This is a genomic window from Arminella tubonensis (assembly GCF_003240585.1).
Classification (GTDB): domain Bacteria; phylum Pseudomonadota; class Alphaproteobacteria; order Rhizobiales; family Rhizobiaceae; genus Rhizobium; species Rhizobium tubonense.
Map to the genome: position 1 here is coordinate 301867 of NZ_PCDP01000036.1, position 17874 is coordinate 319740.

Sequence of the window (17874 nt, forward strand, 5' to 3'; positions counted from 1 at the left end):
ACTAATAATTTCATAATTTTGTGTGAGCTAAACAGCGAGTGACGCTGCGTCTTTCTCACGTAAAGTTGAGGTGCCGAAACGTCGGCAAGACGGTGCCGTTTTGTTTTAATTGATTGAGCGATGTTCTACAATTGCGTCAATTGATCTGGACATCGACTCGCCTGCGCGAAGCTACAGCATGAATACGGGGACTGATTTGAGAATGACACTTTTGACGAAAGCCGCAGCATCCGTACTTGCACTTTCCTGCAGCATGGCAGCGATGGGCGCCACGTCGGCGAACGCGATGACGTTCATGGATTTCATCCGTGGCGGCAGGGGAAATGCGCAGCAGCAAAGCACGATGGTCAACCCGACCATGCCGATCGCGCCGGTGCCAGGTGACAGCCAGGTGAAGGGGCCTTTGCCGACTGTCGATGCGCCGCGCTACTATACCTACAAGGCCGAGCCGATGCGTCTGGTTGCGACCGGAAGGTTCGCAGATCCCGTCGTTACGGGTGCCGTTGCTGACGCGTCGACCACGCCGGTCAATGTTGATCCGTCGAACGCTCAGCGTCGGTCTCTGGCCGAAGCCAAGGTGATGGCGACCAATGACGTCGCCAAGGCACTGGAGTCCTACTATGGCGACGGCAGCAGGCCGCTGGTCTGGGTCTCGGACAGCGGAGTGAACGACAGCGCCAAGGCGGCTCTTGCCGTGCTGGCTGATGCCGGTTCCGTGGGGCTTGACCCGGCAGACTATGCCGTGCGCGTCCCGACGATCGATAGCGGCAGCGTCAATCCGGCAGATCGCGATCATGCGCTGACGCAGTTCGAACTTTCGCTGTCCGCCAAGGTCCTCGCCTATGTGCAGGACACTATCCGCGGTCGGCTCGATCCCAACAAGATATCCGGCTATCACGACTTCAAGCGCAAGGACGTCAAGCTGGACGCGGTGCTGAAGCTCATCAAGGCGAGCCCCGACGTTGCGGCCTACCTGAACAGCCGCTCTCCATCGAATCCTGAATTCCTGGCGTTGAAGGCCGAACTTGCCAAATTGAAAGCTGCCAGCAGCAACGATGGCAGCCACCTGTCGATCACGCTGAGCGGCATCATCAAGCCGGGCGACAGCTCGCCGCAGATCGCCAATATCATCAAGGGTATCCAGCAGCGCGGTTCCGATGCGCTTAAGGCCGATCATGCAGCTGTTCTCGCCTCCTATCAGCAGACGCCCGAATACACGCCCGACCTCGTCTCGCTGGTCGAGGGTTTCCAGAAGGAAAAGGGCCTGACGGCAGACGGCGTGATCGGACAATCGACGGTTCGCGCCATGGTCGGCGAAAACAGCAATGCCAAGATCCAGAAGCTGAACATTGCGATGGAGCAGATGCGCTGGCTTCCGGCCGATCTCGGCCCGCGCTACGTCTTCATCAACCAGCCGGCCTACATGGTCTATTACCACAATAACAACAAGGAAGAGCTGGCGATGCGTGTCGTCGTCGGCGGCAAAGCGCACCAGACCTTCTTCTTCGAAGATCAGATCCAGACCGTTGAATTCAACCCCTATTGGGGGGTTCCGCAGTCGATCATCATCAACGAGATGCTGCCGAAGCTGCGCGCCGATCCGAACTATCTCGACCGGACGGGCTATCAGGTCGAGGTGAACGGGCATGCTGTTCCGTCGTCCAGCGTCGACTGGTACGGCTCGACGAAGTCGATCGCCGTTCGCCAGCCGCCAAGCAGCGACAATGCGCTGGGCGAATTGAAGATCCTCTTCCCGAACAGCCATGCGATCTACATGCATGACACGCCGTCGAAGAGCTTCTTCAAGAAGGACATGCGCGCGCTTAGCCACGGCTGCGTCCGTCTCGCCGACCCACGTGCGATGGCTGCGGCGGTGCTGAACACAACGGTCGCCGACGTCGCCAAGCAGATCGCAAACGGTGAAAACAAGGCCGTGCCGGTGCCGCAGAAGGTACCTGTCTACATCGCCTACTTCACGGCGTGGCCGAACAAGGATGGCGTCGTACAGTATTTCGACGACGTGTACGATCGCGATGCCGCCACACAGAAGGCATTCGACATCACGACCAAGGCGCGCGGCGCACAGATCTGATCTGTCCAACCGCGGCCAATCAGAAGGCGGCCCACTGAGGCCGCCTTTTTCGTTTTTGTCTTGCCGATTCAGGCGCGTTTTCAGGCTCTTGCAAGCAGTCCTTCGACCAGATCTGGCGTCAGCTCGTCGAAGTGGGCGATGATGTGGCTTGGGCCTAGCGTTTCAACGGCGACGTCGGAGTAGCCGAAGGGAACGGCGATCGAGGGTACGCCGGCGTTGCGGGCGACCAGCATGTCGTTGAGGCTGTCGCCGATCATCACGGTGCGGTCGAGTTTGCCGCCGGCGCGCTCCACGGTGCCGATGAGGTGCTGTGCTTCGGGCTTGCGAACCGCAAACGTGTCGCCGCCGGTGATCGCGTCGAAATAGTGCGTCAGCTCGAGTTTTGCGATCAGCGTCGTCGCCAACGATTCCATCTTGTTGGTGCAGATTGCAAGCTTGAAGCCGTTTGCCTTCAAGGCGTCCATGGCCGCGATGACGCCTGGAAACGGCTTGCTGTCACCGGGCATCGTGTCCGTGTAGAAGGCGACCAAGCGTTCCAGCAGTGGCGGCAGCGCTTCGGGGGTGAGGGGATGACCCCGCAGCCTGCAGGCGCTCTCGATCATCGCCTGCGCGCCATGCCCGACGAGGTGGGTCAGGTCTTCGTAGCCGACCGGTGCAAGGTCGAGGGCCGCTATGGTGTGGTTGAGGCTGGCGACGAGATCAGGCGCTGTGTCGATCAGCGTACCGTCGAGATCGAATACGACGAGAGGAAATGTCACGGGGGAACGACCTTTGAAAATGATAGCCAGAAGGAACATTCCCGCAGTAGAAGATCGTCCGGCCAAATGCAACGGCACCACTCGCGGGTATGCCTCCGGCTGGCGCCAATAGCGGCTTTCCCGGTGGTTGGCATTTCTTTCGGAGGCCGCTATTTTGGCTTTCGTTTGCCGGGAGAGCCGTGTAAACAGCACTCCAACGGAACGATCGGGAGCACGTGGCGCATGGACGCCCGCGAAATGAAGATCAAGGCTGCGGAGGCGGCTCTCGCTTATGTCGAGAGCGGCATGCGGCTTGGAATCGGAACGGGCACCACGGCCGAAGAGTTCGTAAGGCTTCTTGCAGAAAAGGTCGCGGATGGCCTGAAGGTGGAGGGCGTTCCGACATCTGAGCGCACCGCAAGGCTCTGCGTCGAACTGGGTGTGCCGTTGAAGTCCCTGGACGAACTTCCGGAACTCGATCTTACGATCGACGGTGCGGACGAGGTGGATCATTCGCTGCGGCTGATCAAGGGCGGCGGCGGTGCGTTGCTGCGCGAAAAGATCGTGGCGGCCGCATCGACGCGGATGATCGTCATCGCCGACGAAAGCAAGGTCGTGGAGACGCTCGGCGCCTTTCCCCTGCCGATCGAGGTCAACCCTTTCGGGCTTGCTTCCACCCGTATCAAGATTGAAAAAGTTGCCGCTCGGCTCGGCCTTTCCGGCGAATTGCGCCTTAGGCAATCCGGCAGCGAGAACTTCATGACGGATGGCGGCCACTTCATCATCGACGCATCTTTTGGCCGCATTCCTGAGGCAGAGGCGCTATCGACTGAGCTGAATTCGATCCCCGGCGTTGTCGAACACGGGCTCTTCATCAACATGGCTACGCTTGCAATCATTGCCGGTCCGGCAGGCGCGCGGACGCTGCAAGCGAAAAATACATAGGAGCATTGAACACATGATCAAAATAGCGCGTCTTGGCCGTTTTGCCGCTGCGACCATCGTTCTTTCCGGCATTGCGTTTGGCGCAGCCAACGCGCAGGAAGTCTCCGACGAGCAGATCAAGGCAGCACGTGCTGCGATCGAAGCGCTTGGGGTCACTGCCCAGTTCGACAACATTCTGCCTAATCTTGCAGAGCAGTTGAAGAGCACGATGATCCAGGCCAATCCGGACCTCGAAAATGTGATCAGCTCGACCGTCGACCAGCAGGCGCTCATTCTGGCCGCCCGCCGGGCAGACCTCGAGCGGGAAGCCGCCTCGACCTATGCCAAGGCCTTCAGCGTTGAAGAGTTGAACGCCATCGCTGCATTCTACACCTCGCCAGCCGGTAAAAAGCTCCTGAAGGACGGGCCGATCGCCACGCGCGAGCTCTACAAGGCCGCCGATATCTGGGGGCAGGGCATCTCTCGCGATCTCGCCAACCAGAGCGGTGCTGCGCTCGACAAGGTCGTCGTGAGGGCGCCAGCCGCTGCTCCTGCAGCCACCGACGCTACGGCTGCACCCGCACCGGCGGCACCGAAGCCTGCGGCCGCACCGAAGCCTGCAGCGGCTCCGAAGAAGTAAATCTCTTCCCTATTCGAAAATGAAGAGCCCGGGTTTTCCGGGCTTTTCTTTTTGCCCCGGCGCTCCCTATATCAGGCTCTGTTACAAGCGCTGTCTACCAGCTTCTCCACGCGGTTCGCCGCGTCTCTTTCCGCAGGAGTTATCGAATGTCTTCCTATGATTATGATCTTTTCGTCATCGGTGGCGGCTCCGGCGGCGTGCGCAGCGCACGCGTGGCGGCATCGCTCGGCAAGAAGGTCGGGATCGCCGAGGAGTATCGGTATGGGGGCACCTGCGTCATTCGCGGATGCGTGCCGAAGAAGCTGTTCGTCTATGCGTCGCAATATCACGAGCATTTCGAGGACGCGACCGGCTATGGCTGGACTGTCGGCGAGAGCACGTTCGACTGGAAGAAGCTGATCGCAGCGAAGGACAAGGAAATCGCGCGGCTGGAGGGCCTCTATCGCAAGGGTCTCGACAACGCCAAGGCCGATATCCTCGATACTCGGGCCGAGCTGGTCGACGCCCACACCGTACGGCTGGTGAAGACGGACAAGACGGTAACCGCTGACCGGATCGTCATCGCTGTCGGCGGCGCACCGAACCATCACAGCGCACTACCCGGCCACGAGCTCTGCATTTCGTCGAACGAGGCCTTCCACCTCGAGGAGTTGCCGAAGTCGATCCTCATTGCCGGCGGCGGCTACATCGCCGTGGAGTTCGCCAATATCTTCCACGGCCTCGGCGTCAAGACGACGCTGATCTATCGCGGCGCTGAAATCCTTTCCCGCTTCGATCATGACATGCGCCAAGGTCTGCATGAGGCAATGGTCGCCAAGGGCATCCAGATTCTTTGCCATGATGTCATCGAGGAGGTGAGCAAGGTCGAGGGCGGATTGCAGGCTCGGACGATGAAAGGCGAACTGCTCGATGTCGACGTGGTGATGCTGGCGCTCGGCCGCGATCCGAATACCAAGGGCCTTGGCCTCGAGGCTGCAGGCGTGAAGACCAATGAGCGCGGCGCCATCGTCGTCGACGATTATTCACGTACATCAGTACCGAACATCTATGCTCTGGGCGACGTCACCGATCGGGTACAGCTGACGCCGGTGGCGATCCACGAGGCGATGTGCTTCATCGAGACCGAATACAAGAACAACCCGACCAAGCCGGACCACGATCTGATCGCGACCGCAGTCTTCTCACAGCCGGAGATCGGCACTGTCGGCCTGAGTGAAGAGGAGGCTTCCAGGCGCTACAAGGCGCTTGAGGTCTACCGCGCCCAGTTCCGGCCGATGAAGGCGACGCTGTCGGGACGGAACGAAAAGATGATCATGAAGCTCATCGTCAATGCCGAGGATCGCAAGGTGATCGGCGCCCACATTCTCGGCCACGACGCCGGCGAGATGGCCCAGCTACTCGGCATCACGCTGAAGGCCGGCTGCACCAAGGATGATTTCGATCGGACCATGGCTGTGCATCCGACGGCATCCGAGGAACTGGTGACGATGTACTCGCCGAGCTATCGCATCATCGACGGAAAACGGGTCTAGACTGGCACCGAAGGCAAATCACAGGGGCTGGATTTCGCCACTTAGCTCGTGATGCGCGCACTGGCGACGGCCTTTTGAAAAAGGGCCTTCATCGCGGCATCAATGCCGTCCGTTGGACTGACCTCGAAATACAGGTCGGGGCTCGCGCATTCCTCCATCTTGCTGCCGATGGAGGTCTGGAAGGGTGCTATCCAATAGTTGTAAAAGCCGTTGGTGGGTAGCGGCAAGTAGGTAGTGTAGAGCACCGCTATCTTGATTTTGCGATCCTTCAGCTTCTTGCAATAGCTGGTGTCGATAGGTTCTATGCATCGCGTCGCGTCTTTTAGCTTCTTTGTGCAGCCCTTGGGCTTATTGCTATCTCCGACGCCATCTCCAACAAAATAGACGATCTTCTGCGGCTGCGTATTGCTGGAGCCATCGCCTGCCGTGTCGATTTCCTTGTCGATCTTAGTTAGTGCTTCGTCGAAGCTTGTCAGCTGATCGTCTTTGTAGCCCTGTCTGGGGATGCTCATCAACGTGATATTTTCGGTGGCTTTTGCGACGGCGGCAAGGTCGGATGTCAGTTTGGATACCGTATAGAGATTGGCATCCATCGCCGTCTGGCCGAATGTGTATGCGGCCATGCGGAAGCGATTGGCACCTGGATCCGATGCGTTTTTTGCAAGCGCTTTCGTCGCCTTGGCTACGACATCAATGCGGATCGTAGCCCCGATGTTGCGCGCGAGGTTATAGTAGCTATTCTTATCCTCGACACCGGTCTCGGAAACGATGTGGCATGCAAATGCGCAATTGGCATCGTCCTTGTTTTTCGCTGTTGCAGCCACCATCATTGCAACATCGGCGGAGGTGGCGCCGACACCCATCGACGGGGTATTATCGAGCAGCATGTAGAAATCGATGAAGGTTGCTGTTTGATACTCTGCCGTCGCGGTTCCTGAAATCTTGATCGTGTCCCTGCCGAGGATGCGGAGGAATGTGGTTGGTATCGAGGCGTTGAATGTGACGTTCGACTGCAGCATAACGCCTTTCTTCGTCACGCTGACGTCTACGTTCACCTTGTCGGCTTCGATGCCGACGGTCCTTTGAGCAAAGAACAGGTTTTTCGCGTCGGAGGGTCCTACGGCAACGGCACCGTCCGATGACATGGCCACGGCTGCTTTGAAGGCGGGAGATTTCTCCGCAATCGAGCCGACAGCGGCCGCATCGGCGGCGGTGAAGAGTTGCGTCCTGACACTCAGTGCGTTGGAAAAATCAATCGCCAGACCTGCGGCACCGAGAAGCGGCACTATCAACAGGGCTGTGATCAGGCCAAAATTGCCGTCCCTGCAGTTCCAGAAGCGCTGCCAACGATTCTCCATGATCTGTCTACCCACCCACCAGTTGCAATTCGCGGCAAGGGAGAAGCCTGACGGCTAGTCGATCGCTGCGTTCACTTTACAGGCATAGGTAGTGCTTCTGAATAATCAGAGAAATTATGTGGTAAGCGCCTGGTAAATCCGACAGCGATTATTTAGCAATTTAGTCGCTGACGTGCCATTGCAATGCGCTTCCGACAGAAGGGGTCGATCGCGGAAGCGGCGCAATCGACCTGGCCTTTTTCCATCAATTCGTCAGTCTCGGATTTTGCAGGATGCGCAGGAAAAGCGCATTCATGGCGTCGCTGATACCTTCTGTCGGGCTGACTTCGAAATAGTATCCCGGTGAGGCGCAGGATTGCATCCTTGTTGCAATCTGGCTCTGGAATGGCGCTATCCATTGCTGGTACCAGGCGTTGTTCGGCAGCGGCAGGTAGGTGGTGTAGAGCACGGCGATCTTGATGCCGCGGTTCTTCAGGGGCTGACAGAAAGACGTGTCTATCGGTTCCTGGCAACGTCCGCCGGTTGTCGGCTCCGTGCAAGTATTCGGCTTGTTGCTGTCGCCGACCCCGTCGGTGACAAAGAAGACGACCTTTTCAGGGTCCAGGCTGCTCGTGCCGTTGCCGGGCGTCGGGATGCTCGCGCTCAGCTGCGTCAGGGTGTTGTCGAAATCGGTTTGTTCGTCGTTGTTGTAGTTCTGTTTTGGCGTGGTCATCAGATCCACGGCGTCGGTGTACTGGCTGACCTGCGCCATGTCCGATGTCAGGGCCGAGACCATGGTGAGCCCTGCTTTCTCGGCAGCGGCGCCGAACGTATAGACCGCCATCCGGTACTGATCCGCCGCGGTGCGGGTGTTGACCGCCGTTGTCGTCAGGCTCTTCGTCGCCTCGCGGACCACGTCGATGCGCAACGTGACGCCGAGGCTCTTTGCCAGAGCGTAGTAATTATTGCTGGTATCCATCTGGTGGCAGGCAAAGGCGCAGCTGTCGCTGGTATTGCTTTCCATCTTCGCGACGTCCTTGGGTGTCGCGCCAACGCCCATGGAGGGGGTGTTGTCGAGAAGCATGTAGAAATCGATATAGGTCGCCAGCTGGTTCTGCGCCGATGCGTTACCGGAAACAGTTATAGTATCCTGCCCGAGTATACGCATGAAGGTGGTTGGAATGGTTGCCGTGAAGGTCACATTGGATTTCACGGTGTTGGCGGTCTTCGTAACGTCGATGTTGACGTTTACTGCGACATCCTGCAGCGATCCATCATCCTGTTCCTGACCGAAAAACAGCTGTTTGGCATCGGCCTGCGCGAGGCTCACCGAGCCGTCCGAGGGCATGATCATCGCCGCCGCCATGCCCGGTGATTTCTCGGCGAGCGAGCCTGCGGCTGCGGCGTCGGCGCTGGAATAGAGCTCGTTGCGGATGCTGACGGCGTTCGAGACGTCGACGGCCAAGCCTGCGGCGCCGATCAGAGGCACCATTACCAAGGCAGTCATGATTCCGAAATTGCCGTCTCTATCGCTGCAGAAGCGCTGCCATAAGCTCCACATAAACAGCCGCATCCCACGTCGCCCTTTGTGCCAACTCGGTCGTGACCACCACGGCCTTTAATTCCTAATTTGATTGTATTTGGAAAAGCTAAATACCCGGCAAAGCAATCTGGTGAGCGACTGGTAAACAAGAAGCCGCAGATTCTGCGTATTCGCCAGTCGCTGGCGGCGCGGGTGGGGTCGTGATCGTCGCAGGAAGGCGTTCTGCGTGACGTCGTCCCGACGATTCCTGCCGTCCTCGAACGCAGGGACGTCCGGACGTTTGCAGGCGCGACCGTTCGCTCCTGTCTGATGGATTGGCGCGGCTTAAACACACAGAAATCTCGTAACGGACGGCTTGCACGGATGCTATGCAAGCCGGTCTCAAAGGTTTATAAGCCGCCGTTATTTAACGACGACGGGACATCCGGCGGAGACCGGCTTTGAGACAGGTGAGTGAAATGGCACAGAATTGGACCCCGAACAGTTGGCGGCAGAAACCGATCCAGCAGGTGCCGGAATATCCGGACAAGGCAGCACTGGCAGCGACCGAAGCCCAGCTTGCAACCTTTCCACCGCTCGTTTTTGCCGGTGAAGCTCGTCGTTTGAAGAAGCACCTCGCCAATGTCGCCGAGGGCAACGCTTTCCTGCTTCAGGGCGGTGACTGCGCGGAGAGCTTTGCCGAACACGGCGCTGACAATATCCGCGATTTCTTCCGCGCTTTCCTGCAGATGGCGGTGGTCCTGACATTCGGCGCCCAGCTGCCGGTAGTCAAGGTTGGCCGTATTGCGGGACAGTTCGCAAAGCCCCGCTCGTCGAATGTCGAGAAGCAGGGTGACATCACGCTGCCGGCTTATCGCGGCGATATCGTCAATGGCATCGAGTTCACCGAAAAGGCGCGCATTCCGGACCCGGAACGCCAGCTGCTGGCCTATCGCCAGTCGGCTGCGACGCTGAACCTTCTGCGCGCCTTCGCGATGGGTGGCTATGCGAACCTTGAAAACGTGCACCAGTGGATGCTGGGCTTCGTAAAGGATAGCCCCCAGGGCGAGCGCTACAAGAAGCTGGCGGATCGCATCAGCGAAACGATGGACTTCATGAAGGCGATCGGCATCACTGCCGAGAACCAGCCGAACCTGCGCGAGACGGATTTCTTCACCAGCCACGAGGCTTTGCTTCTTGGCTATGAGGAAGCGATGACACGTGTGGATTCCACCTCGGGCGACTGGTACGCCACGTCAGGCCACATGCTCTGGATCGGTGATCGAACCCGTCAGCTCGATCATGCGCATGTCGAATACTTCCGTGGGATCAAGAACCCGATCGGCCTGAAGTGCGGCCCGTCACTGACGCCTGACAACCTGATCGAACTGATCGACGCCCTCAATCCGGCCAACGAAGCCGGGCGCCTGACGCTGATCTGCCGCTTCGGCTACGACAAGGTGGCGGACAGCCTGCCGAAGCTCATTCGCGCCGTCGAACGCGAGGGCCGCAAGGTCGTCTGGTCCTGCGACCCGATGCATGGCAACACGATCACGCTCAACAACTACAAGACCCGGCCGTTCGAGCGGATATTGTCGGAGGTCGAGAGCTTCTTCCAGATCCATCGTGCGGAAGGTACGCATCCGGGCGGCATCCATATCGAGATGACCGGCAAGGATGTCACCGAATGCACCGGCGGCGCCCGCGCCGTCACTGCCGACGACCTGCAGGATCGCTACCACACCCATTGCGACCCTCGCCTCAATGCCGACCAGGCACTGGAACTTGCCTTCCTGCTGGCAGAGCGCATGAAGGGCGGCCGCGACGAGAAGCGGTTGGCTGCCAACGGCTGACGGTTTCCGTCGGGAAATATTCTTGAGAACGGGCCGGTCTTCGATCGGCCCGTTTTCGTTTCCGCCTCGGCGTGCATTCAGAACTGGAGCCGAGAGGCTGCGGCAGGATCAATCGCCTTGATTGATCCGATCATTCTTTTCCATTTGACGCAGGCCTAGGCACGCGTGACGTTGCGACCCTGCGCAGGGCAGCAACAAGAGGGGAAGCCATGGCCGACGAACAGCATGGGGGATCGTGCCTTTGCGGCGCCGTTCGTTTCAGGACCAACGGAAAACTACGGGAGGTGGTGGCGTGTCACTGCTCGCAATGCCGGAAGCAAACCGGGCTCTACTACGCCGCGACCAACGTTTCGGTCGACCAGATCGAAATCGAGGGTGAGGATCACATCACCTGGTATCGCGCGAGTTCGTTCGCGCGACGCGGCTTCTGCAATGTCTGCGGCTCGGCGCTGTTCTGGGTAGCGGACGGCGCTGACGAGATCTCGATCATGGCAGGCCTGTTCGACGAACCGAGCGATCTGAAGCTTGCCTACCACATCTATTGTGCCGACAAGGGTGATTTCTATGAAATTAGCGACGGCCTGCCGCAATACCGCCAGGGCCGGCCCGGCCTATTGACCGCGGGGCCATCGGATTGATGGTTGTCTCTCAGCCCTTGGCCGCCAGGATCGTGGTCAGTTGCGAGACCTCCTGCCGCAGCGAAGACAGCTCCGTCAATACCTGCAAGTCGATCTTCTGGTGTAGCGACAGGACTTCGAGCTCCGCCTTGAGATTGACTTCGTAGTCCTTGGCCGCCTCGAAGCGGTCGCGCTCGGTCTGGCGGTTCTGCGACATCATGATGATCGGCGCCTGGATTGCGGCGATCATCGACAGCAGGAGGTTGAGGAAAATGAAGGGGTAGGGGTCGAAGGCGCGGGTGGCGAGGACGATGGTGTTGATCACCGTCCAAACCGCGAGGAACGTGAGAAAGGAGATGATGAAGCCCCAGGAGCCGCCGATACGAGCGATATCGTCGGCCAGGCGCTGGCCGACCGACGCTTCGGCTGACAAGGCCGCATTGACATCAGTCGAGATGATCTTGCGTTCGTGTGCCTTCTTCAGCACGCGCTTTTCGATGTCGCCGAGTTCTTCGGCAGGCTTGTCGAAATGGGTGTGAACGAAATTCGGTAGGTTATACATGCCTGGCTCCGCGGGCTAATCGTCTTCGGCGCCAGTATTCTTCTGTCGGGGTAAATTGCAACTTGAAAACGGCTATTGCTTGCATCAGGTACTCTGGCCGGTGAGCCAGGCGTGCGATGGAAAGAAGCGCCCCAACCCGTATTCCTTGCCGAACATCATGTCGTGTTGCAGGTAGCGATAGTCCCGCATCACCGGGTCGATGGATTTGTCTTTCAGCACCCAATTCGGAAAAGTCTGGTTGTCGCGCGTCGCCAGCTGGTAGCGGTCGATGATGCCGTATTTCTTCTGAACGCGGCCGAGGAGGCCGGTGTAGAACGGATGCTCGAAACCGGCTGTCTTCAGGACATTGTAAGGGATGAGGGCAGGGCTGATGGTGCCGACATCCTTGCGTACGCCCTTCTTGCTCGACCAGATGACCAGCGGTGTCTCGTGCTCGCGTTTCATCACGTCGAGTGCGGCCTTGCGGGTCGCAACCTGCTCAGGCATGTAGCCGGTATCGGGGTACACCGTCCCGAGTGGCGGCAAATGGTCACCCCAGAGGACGATGATCGTCTCCCGTTCGCGCTTGGACGCCCAGTCCATCAGCATCTTCAGGCTTGCATCGGCTTCTTTCACGCCCTGGGTATAGGTCGCCAGCGTCTCGCGATCGGCATCGGTCAGGGTGCTCCCTTTAATGTCAGTCGTGTTGTTCTCGTAGCGATGGGCCTCGTAGGGGCCGTGGCCTTGAAGCGTAACGGCGAAGAAGAAGAACGGCCGTTCCTCTTCCTCGCCTTCATGCATGATCTCCTTCATCAGGGAATCGTCGGAGGCGAACATGCCGCGTTTCTCCATCGGCGGCAGCGTTTCCTCGGTTCGAAATTCCTCGAAGCCGAAATCCCGATAGACCTCGTTCCGGTTCCAGAACCACCCGCTGAAGGGATGAAGCGCGCGGGCTGCATAGCCTTCGCCCCGGAAGAAGGTGGCAAGCGAAGGGAGCTGGCGACGAACATATTGCTGATAGGGAATGCTGCCATAGGGCAGGAAGGCGTTGGAGAAACCGGTAAGCGCTTCGAACTCGACATTGGCAGTCATGCCGCCGAACTCCGGCGAGAACACGTATCCCGACTGAGCGGCACGGACGTTGGGCAGCGGATCGGGTGTGAAGGTCAGGTTGGAGATGCGCGTCGGATCCCAGAACGATTCGCTCATCAGCATGATCACATCGGGCTTTTCGCGCGGACCGGAGAGATAGCCGTAGTTTCGGGCCGGAATGGCGTCGATCGCCTCCCTCGCATAGCCTGCCGGCGCCTGAACATGTGCCATCGGCACATTGAGCGAGAAGGCCATGATGAAGCCGTTATGGCTATAATTCTCCTTCTGGTCCCACATGATCGGAATGACCTGGAGATGATCGCGCATTGCCGAATATTGCGAATAATCCATCAGCGAAACGAAGGCGGCAAAGACCGGAAGGCAGATGGATAGTCGCGTAAGGCGAGCGCGGCGCGACAGCACTTGGAAATGTCGCCACGCATAGCGCCAGAGCAGCGCAAGCGCGACTAGCGCGACGACAATGCCGATGGCAACCGCCACGGCGGTCCCCGGGCGGTCCTTCACGATAACCGGCATGAGTTGCATGATCTGGCGGGCGAAAAGAAAATCCGATGGGTAGAGCGGATCGGACAGATAGTGCTGCTTCTGGCTGGAGACGATCGCCGGGATTATGGCCAGCGGCACGACGACCAGCGCCGATTGGTAGGCGCGGCCGAACAAGGCATCGAGCGACAGCATGACCAGGATGAGCACGCCGACTGTCGTGTAGCCCGGGCGCCCCGGCGATACCATAAACGCCGGAATATCCCGGAAGGAGCCGCGAGCAATCCACTCCACCGCGACAACCGTGGCTACAGAGATCGTGAACGAAAAGGCAAGACTGGCCGCGAGACGAGCGGCGGGAGACTGATCTTCCGACAGGCCGTGGCGCGCAAAAATGCCGAACCTGCGACCCGACGCGGGCTTGTTGACCAACGCGACCAACGCTATCTCCAAATTTCATAAATCTGTCTTATTACTGTCACATCGCCTATATGAACGCTAGATGAACTATGAGCTTTCAAGGCCTTGTGATCGCCGCGTTATTTTCTGATCGCTCCGATCAATAATTGTGATGCCCGCGGCGTTGCAGAGGTCACGCACCAGCGCTAAATGTGTGGCATGACAGAACAAACTTCCATCACCCAGGCGTTCCGCATCGCGGTCGCGCAACTCAACCCAACGGTCGGCGATGTCGCGGGCAACCTTGCCAAGGCACGCGAGGCGCGCGCCGATGCGGCGCGGGAACGCGCGCATCTCGTCGTGTTCACCGAGCTGTTTCTTTCAGGCTATCCGCCTGAGGATCTTGTGCTGAAACCGGCTTTCATCCGTGCCTGCCTGAAGGCTGTGGAGAGCCTTGCCGCCGATACGGCGGATGGGGGCCCGGGCGTCGTAATCGGATTTCCGAGGCAGGACGAGACCGGACGCTACAACGCCATCGCGGTTCTGGATGGCGGCAAGATCATCGCCATCCGCGACAAGGTCGATCTGCCGAATTATGGTGAGTTCGACGAGAAGCGTGTCTTCGACCAGGGAGCGATGCCGGGCCCGGTGAACTTTCGCGGCGTCCGCCTCGGCATCCCGATCTGCGAGGATATCTGGGGTGAGCTCGGCGTCTGTGAGACGCTGGCCGAAAGCGGCGCAGAGATCCTGCTATCGCCGAATGGATCGCCATATTTTCGCGGCAAGGTAGACATTCGCCATCAGGTCGTTCTGAAGCAGGTGATCGAGACCGGGCTGCCGATGATCTATGCCCACCAGGTCGGCGGTCAGGACGAGCTTGTCTTTGACGGCGCCAGCTTCGCCTTCAACGCCGACAAGTCGCTGGCCTTCCAGATGAGCGAGTTCGAGGTGGCGCTGGCGGTGACGACATGGAGAAAGGGCGACGCCGGTTGGCACTGCGCCGAAGGTCCGATGTCGCATATTCCCGAACACGAGGAGGCCGATTATCGCGCCTGCCTGCTCGGATTCCGCGACTACGTCAACAAGAACGGCTTCAAGACGGTCGTGCTCGGCCTCTCCGGCGGCATCGATTCGGCCATTTGCGCTGCGATCGCGGTGGATGCGCTCGGCGAGGAGCGGGTGCGCACGGTGATGCTGCCCTACCACTACACGTCGGAGGATTCGTTCAAGGATGCGGCCGATTGCGCGAGAGCGCTCGGTTGCCGGTACGATATCGTTTCAATCGAGGAGCCGGTGGAGGGCTTCAGCTCGGCGCTTGCCGGCCTGTTCGAAGGTACTGAAACCGGCATCACCGAAGAGAACTTGCAGAGCCGTGCCCGCGGGACGATCCTGATGGCGATCTCCAACAAGTTCGGCTCGATGGTTGTGACCACCGGCAACAAATCGGAGATGTCGGTCGGCTACGCCACGCTCTACGGCGACATGAACGGCGGTTTCAATCCGATCAAGGACCTCTACAAGATGCAGGTCTATGCGCTGGCGCGCTGGCGCAACGCGCATGTGCCGCCGGATGCGCTCGGACCATCGGGCGAAGTGATTCCGGTCAACATCATCGACAAGGCGCCATCGGCGGAGCTTCGCCCCAACCAGACGGACCAGGATTCGCTGCCGCCTTATCCCGCGCTCGACGATATCCTCGAATGCCTTGTCGAAAACGAAATGGCAGTTGACGAGATCGTTGCCCGCGGCCATGACGTGGCGACGGTCCATCGCATCGAGCATCTGCTCTATCTTGCCGAATACAAGCGCCGCCAATCGGCGCCGGGTGTGAGGATCACCAAGAAGAACTTCGGTCGCGACCGACGCTATCCGATCACCAACCGGTTCCGGGACAGGTAATAAATAATGCGCAGTTCAGTCGAGATCTACAACATCCGCACCGGCGAGAACGGGGTGGTGTGGCAAACCGATCAGCTGCTGGAGGCGCCCAACTTCTCGCCGGATGGAAGCTATCTATTGGTGAACGGTGACGGCCAGCTTTACCGGATCCCGCTTGACGACGGCGACGAGCTTGAGGAAGTCGATACGGGTTTTGCCGTCAGGTTGAACAATGACCACGGGATTTCACCTGATGGTTCGCTGATTGCGATCTCCGACAAGACAATGTTCGGAAAGTCCTGCATCTATGTGCTGCCATCCGAGGGCGGCACGCCGCGACAGGTGACGACGAACCTGCCGTCTTACTGGCATGGATGGTCGCCTGATGGTAAGCGCGTCACCTATTGCGGCATCCGTGACAATGTCTTCGACATCTATACCAATTCTGTCGAGGGCGACGACGAGCTCCGGCTGACGCATGGGGAGGGCCGCAATGACGGTCCTGATTATTCTGCCGACGGGCAGTGGATCTATTTCAACTCCAGCCGCACCGGTCTCATGCAAATATGGCGCATCCGCCCCGACGGCAGCGACGTGCAGCAGGTGACCGACGACAATTACGGCAACTGGTTTCCGCACCCGTCGCCGAATGGCGACAAGGTGCTTCTGATCTCATACGACGCCGATGTGTTCGACCACCCGCGCGACCTGAATGTGCGGTTGCGGCTCATGGACATGGACGGCAGCAATCTCGTCACGCTGTTCGAGCTTTTCGGCGGGCAGGGCACGATCAATGTGCCGAATTGGTCGCCTGACGGCGATGAATTCGCCTATGTCAGGTACGAGCCGGTCGCCTGATACGGTCTGGGAACAGGCCTAACTAGCGCATGTAGAAATCCTAAGTCGATCGGCAGCCGCGGCGAGAGAAGTCGGCAGCGAGGAAATTGCCGCGCTTCTGAGGCGAACCCGGTCATTCTGAGGTTTGGTGCAAGCCGCTGCGATCCACTTGCATTCGGCTGATGGATCGCGCATAGCTTTGCGATCAGGTGCCCGCGCGAGCGGGAGAATCGGGAAGCCGGCGAAATTCCGGCACGTGCCCAACGCTGTGAGGCGGATGATTGCCGCGGGGAAGAGATGACCGCTCTTTCAATAGTTTGCCACTGGTTGTTAAACCGGGAAGGCAGCGGCAGCCAGACGAAGCCAAGTCAGAAGACCGGCCTGATACGATAGACTGATCCGCGCGGACGGCGGCTAGGTCGGCATTGTCAGGGATAAACGATGCGACCCGATCCGAAGGACGTTCTCGTCCACGCGCAAGCCTTTTCCGCGACTGAGCGTGAAGCCGTCTACCGCGCCATCGAAACCCGGCGTGACGTCCGCGACCAGTTCCTGCCCGAACCATTGCCCGACGATCTGATCGGTCGGTTGCTTGGTGCCGCTCACAACGCACCCTCCGTGGGGTTCATGCAGCCGTGGAATTTCATACTGGTTCGGGATCCCGATGTTCGCGAGGCCGCCTGGCGGGCCTTCAGCCGCGCGAATGAAGAAGCGGCGCTGATGTTCGATGGAGAACGGCGCGACACATATCGCTCGTTAAAGCTCGAGGGCATCCGCAAGGCGCCGCTCAGCATCTGCGTTACCTGCGATCCCGACCGCGCCGGCAGCGTCGTGCTGGGGCGCACCCACAATCCAAAAATGGACGCATTTTCGACGGTCTGCGCCGTTCAAAATCTCTGGCTCGCCGCGCGAGCCGAGGGGGTGGGCGTCGGTTGGGTCAGCATTTTTCACGATGCCGACATCCGTGCGCTACTCCGCATCCCCGAAAGGATCGAGATCGTTGCCTGGCTATGTCTCGGCTTCGTCGATGAACTATATCGAGAGCCGGAGCTCGCGGTAAAGGGTTGGCGGCAACGATTGCCGCTCGACGAGCTGGTGTTCCATGATCGCTGGCAAGAAGCCGACGCCAGGCTTTAACCGGTCGAGTAGACGCTCGTAGGATGACCGTGCGCCGAGCCCCGTCGATAATGGAATTTCAGTCGAAACCGCTTTTTTGGCTTCCTACGTGTTTCGGCTAGGCGACCTGCAGCTGTGACTAGTCTCTCGTCATACTTTCAAAAAACCGTCATCAGAATTTTACGAACCGTCGCTATCCCGGCCTTTTGAACCGCAAGACATTTTCAGTTCTACCGCTACGGCTCGTTCGCTA

The 17874-nt window shown here is 59.2% G+C and carries 14 protein-coding genes and 1 riboswitch; of the genes, 9 read left to right on the forward strand and 5 right to left on the reverse strand.

Annotated elements, in window-relative coordinates; all coding sequences use genetic code 11:
- Positions 1-202 precede the first annotated feature (202 nt).
- The gene (locus tag CPY51_RS16390) at positions 203-2092 is read left to right on the forward strand and encodes a L,D-transpeptidase family protein (protein ID WP_111161272.1); all 1890 of its coding nucleotides are present in this window, start codon (positions 203-205) and stop codon (positions 2090-2092) included.
- Positions 2093-2172: 80 nt separating this feature from the next.
- Here CPY51_RS16390 and CPY51_RS16395 read toward each other — a convergent pair whose 3' ends face one another.
- On the reverse strand, positions 2173-2850 hold the full coding sequence (locus tag CPY51_RS16395) for an HAD family hydrolase (protein ID WP_111161425.1): 678 nt from the start codon (positions 2848-2850) through the stop codon (positions 2173-2175).
- A gap of 222 nt (positions 2851-3072) precedes the next feature.
- On the opposite strand from CPY51_RS16395, the gene rpiA reads away from it, so the two are divergent.
- The 3 genes from rpiA to gor all read left to right on the forward strand — a co-directional run bounded on the left by rpiA (position 3073) and on the right by gor (position 5925).
- Positions 3073-3774 (forward strand): ribose-5-phosphate isomerase RpiA, encoded by a 702-nt coding sequence (gene rpiA / locus CPY51_RS16400; RefSeq protein WP_111161273.1) that lies wholly within the window; start codon positions 3073-3075, stop codon positions 3772-3774.
- Between the two features lie 13 nt (positions 3775-3787).
- Positions 3788-4393 carry a DUF2059 domain-containing protein gene (locus tag CPY51_RS16405; protein ID WP_111161274.1) on the forward strand — a complete coding sequence of 202 codons (606 nt, stop codon included), beginning with the start codon at positions 3788-3790 and terminating at the stop codon, positions 4391-4393.
- A gap of 146 nt (positions 4394-4539) precedes the next feature.
- The gene (gene gor / locus CPY51_RS16410; RefSeq protein ID WP_111161275.1) at positions 4540-5925 is read left to right on the forward strand and encodes a glutathione-disulfide reductase; all 1386 of its coding nucleotides are present in this window, start codon (positions 4540-4542) and stop codon (positions 5923-5925) included.
- A 41-nt stretch (positions 5926-5966) separates the two neighbouring features.
- Here gor and CPY51_RS16415 read toward each other — a convergent pair whose 3' ends face one another.
- Positions 5967-7283, reverse strand: a complete 1317-nt coding sequence (locus CPY51_RS16415; RefSeq protein ID WP_111161276.1) for a TadE/TadG family type IV pilus assembly protein — start codon at positions 7281-7283, stop codon at positions 5967-5969.
- A 244-nt stretch (positions 7284-7527) separates the two neighbouring features.
- Positions 7528-8823 (reverse strand): TadE/TadG family type IV pilus assembly protein, encoded by a 1296-nt coding sequence (locus tag CPY51_RS16420; RefSeq protein ID WP_244598708.1) that lies wholly within the window; start codon positions 8821-8823, stop codon positions 7528-7530.
- A 440-nt stretch (positions 8824-9263) separates the two neighbouring features.
- On the opposite strand from CPY51_RS16420, the gene CPY51_RS16425 reads away from it, so the two are divergent.
- Positions 9264-10637 carry a class II 3-deoxy-7-phosphoheptulonate synthase gene (locus CPY51_RS16425; RefSeq protein ID WP_111161278.1) on the forward strand — a complete coding sequence of 458 codons (1374 nt, stop codon included), beginning with the start codon at positions 9264-9266 and terminating at the stop codon, positions 10635-10637.
- Between the two features lie 209 nt (positions 10638-10846).
- A complete protein-coding gene (locus tag CPY51_RS16430; RefSeq protein WP_111161279.1) occupies positions 10847-11275 on the forward strand; it encodes a GFA family protein in 429 nt (142 codons plus the stop codon).
- 10 nt (positions 11276-11285) lie between these two features.
- On the opposite strand, the gene CPY51_RS16435 is transcribed toward CPY51_RS16430, so the two are convergent.
- Entirely contained in the window at positions 11286-11816 is a 531-nt protein-coding gene (locus CPY51_RS16435; protein ID WP_111161280.1) for a DUF1003 domain-containing protein, read from the reverse strand.
- Positions 11817-11900: 84 nt separating this feature from the next.
- Complete coding sequence (locus tag CPY51_RS16440; RefSeq protein ID WP_195909548.1) at positions 11901-13832, reverse strand: LTA synthase family protein; 1932 nt, start codon at positions 13830-13832, stop codon at positions 11901-11903.
- 177 nt (positions 13833-14009) lie between these two features.
- On the opposite strand from CPY51_RS16440, the gene CPY51_RS16445 reads away from it, so the two are divergent.
- The 3 genes from CPY51_RS16445 (at position 14010) to bluB (ending at position 17642) form a co-directional block, all read left to right on the forward strand.
- Positions 14010-15689 (forward strand): NAD+ synthase, encoded by a 1680-nt coding sequence (locus CPY51_RS16445; protein WP_111161281.1) that lies wholly within the window; start codon positions 14010-14012, stop codon positions 15687-15689.
- A gap of 6 nt (positions 15690-15695) precedes the next feature.
- The gene (locus CPY51_RS16450) at positions 15696-16526 is read left to right on the forward strand and encodes a TolB family protein (RefSeq protein ID WP_111161282.1); all 831 of its coding nucleotides are present in this window, start codon (positions 15696-15698) and stop codon (positions 16524-16526) included.
- A 169-nt stretch (positions 16527-16695) separates the two neighbouring features.
- A riboswitch (cobalamin riboswitch) is annotated at positions 16696-16904 on the forward strand.
- 42 nt (positions 16905-16946) lie between these two features.
- Positions 16947-17642, forward strand: coding sequence for a 5,6-dimethylbenzimidazole synthase (gene bluB / locus CPY51_RS16455; protein WP_111161283.1), 696 nt, complete (start codon positions 16947-16949; stop codon positions 17640-17642).
- The last annotated feature ends 232 nt before the right edge of the window (positions 17643-17874 follow it).